This window comes from Paracoccus sp. MC1854, assembly GCF_014164635.1.
Taxonomy (GTDB): Bacteria; Pseudomonadota; Alphaproteobacteria; order Rhodobacterales; family Rhodobacteraceae; genus Paracoccus.
Genome location: NZ_JACJFU010000109.1, coordinates 1 through 1,461, shown reverse-complemented (window position 1 = coordinate 1,461; position 1,461 = coordinate 1). Strand labels below are relative to the sequence as shown.

3 protein-coding genes and 1 pseudogene are annotated in these 1,461 nt (G+C 67.6%); all 4 read right to left on the bottom strand.

The genetic code is table 11. The annotated features are described in order from the left end of the window. Positions 1 to 33 precede the first annotated feature (33 nt). Positions 34 to 636, bottom strand: coding sequence for an MFS transporter (locus tag H5395_RS18280; RefSeq protein ID WP_220495134.1), 603 nt, complete (start codon positions 634 to 636; stop codon positions 34 to 36). Beyond that, positions 606 to 794: a hypothetical protein gene (locus H5395_RS18660; RefSeq protein WP_220495133.1), complete on the bottom strand. Its 189-nt coding sequence runs from the start codon at positions 792 to 794 to the stop codon at positions 606 to 608. The genes H5395_RS18280 and H5395_RS18660 overlap by 31 nt, the downstream gene beginning before the upstream one ends. Further along, positions 781 to 1,062, bottom strand: a complete 282-nt coding sequence (locus H5395_RS19675) for a PaaI family thioesterase (protein WP_370576509.1) — start codon at positions 1,060 to 1,062, stop codon at positions 781 to 783. Before H5395_RS19675 ends, H5395_RS18660 begins: the two co-directional genes overlap by 14 nt. A 54-nt stretch (positions 1,063 to 1,116) precedes the next feature. Next, positions 1,117 to 1,461 (bottom strand): annotated as a pseudogene (locus H5395_RS18270) (hypothetical protein); the annotation flags it as partial.

Below are 1,461 nucleotides of genomic sequence, written 5' to 3'. Positions count from 1 at the left end.
CCGAGCCGAGCTAGGAAAGGTGCGAGCCAAGCCTCATAGGCAGCCCGCCAGTGGCTTGTGGTTGCTCTCATCACGGCACCTCCCGTGAGCACCACCCCGAACTACCACAAAACCTGGCAGAGTAGTGATAAGCAGCCCCGCGAAACTGCGGACGATTGCCTGCGGCCATGCCGGGCGGCGGTGACTGGGCGAGAGCGACTCCCCGGCGATCAGCCGATCATGCAGGGCGACGAGAACGCCCGCCACCGCAACGAACACAAAGGTGCTGCGCCACCCGAACGCCGCCGCCATTCCCGTGCCGAGCACCGGCGAAAAGCCCGGCGCTGCCGCCATCGCGATCATCACCAGCGCCAGCGCACGGGTCAACTGCGGTCCGTGATAGAGGTCGCGGGCGTTGGCGCGGGCCAGCACCGAGGCTTCGCAGGCACCCAGCGCCTGGATCGCACGGCCGGCGATCAGCACCGGCAAGGTCGGCGCGAGCGCCCAGATGACGCTGCCGGCGACGAACACCGCCAGCCGGCCGAAGACGAAGGGCGCTCGTCCAAATGCGTCGGCCAGCGGCCCGACGAACAGTTGCCCCACGGCGAAGACGATAAAGAAGCTGCTCAGGGTCCATGCCAGATCGCCCGGAGCCACGCCAAGGTCGCGATTGCCATCGCCGGAAAGGCAGGCAGCATGATGTTGGTGGCGAGCGCGCCCAGTGCGGCCAGGCTTGCCAGCAGCACCAGTCGGCCCGCCGTCAGCGCATCGCGCGGCTCGGGCGCGGCGACCTGATCGACGTCAACCGTGGCCATGCTGCCCCCTCACGATCAGGGGCGAATCCTTGGCGCGTTGCTCGTGCTCGACGTCGAACACGAGCAGCGTCGACGTTGCCGTCGCGCACAGCTGGCCGTCGCCATCGTGAAGGGTCGCTTCCGCGAATGCGACGCGACGTCCGACCGAGATGGTTCGGCCGGTCGCACGCACCTTCCCGCTGCGCTCGCTGAGGCCGCGCAGATACGAGACCTTGAGTTCCAGCGTGGTATATCCGCGGTTGGCGCCGAGCTGCGAGTGGACCGCGATGCCGCAGGCGCTGTCGAGGAGTATGTCAGCAAAGCCTGTTGGTCTCTTTCCTGATCATGCGAGAAGCCTGCGGAATGCCGGGAGATATCCCTCCCGCCGGGCGATGAGCCAGCGGGCATAGCCGTCGAGATTCCGGGTCGCCGGACCTCGGAACGGCTTGAGAAACTCCTTCCACCTCGCGTGGAGCGAGTTGATGGTGTTCAGGTGGTAGGTTGCCGGCGTGCGGAAGCTCCTGCGCCCGCCAACGAGCATCCAGTAGCCCAGGCCGGCGGCGGTGGCAATTGCCTGATATTGCGGCGCGCCGTCGGACAGCAGCAGGGCATCCGGCGCCACCTGGGGCAGGAGTGCCGCGGCGATCGTCGGTTGCCGGGTGTCGGGAATGTAGGTGAGGTTCGCGCG

What these genes read in the sequence shown, in the direction of transcription:
- H5395_RS18660 (WP_220495133.1), bottom strand. Translation starts at nt 794, where the DNA reads ATGGCCACGGTTGACGTCGATCAGGTCGCCGCGCCCGAGCCGCGCGAT.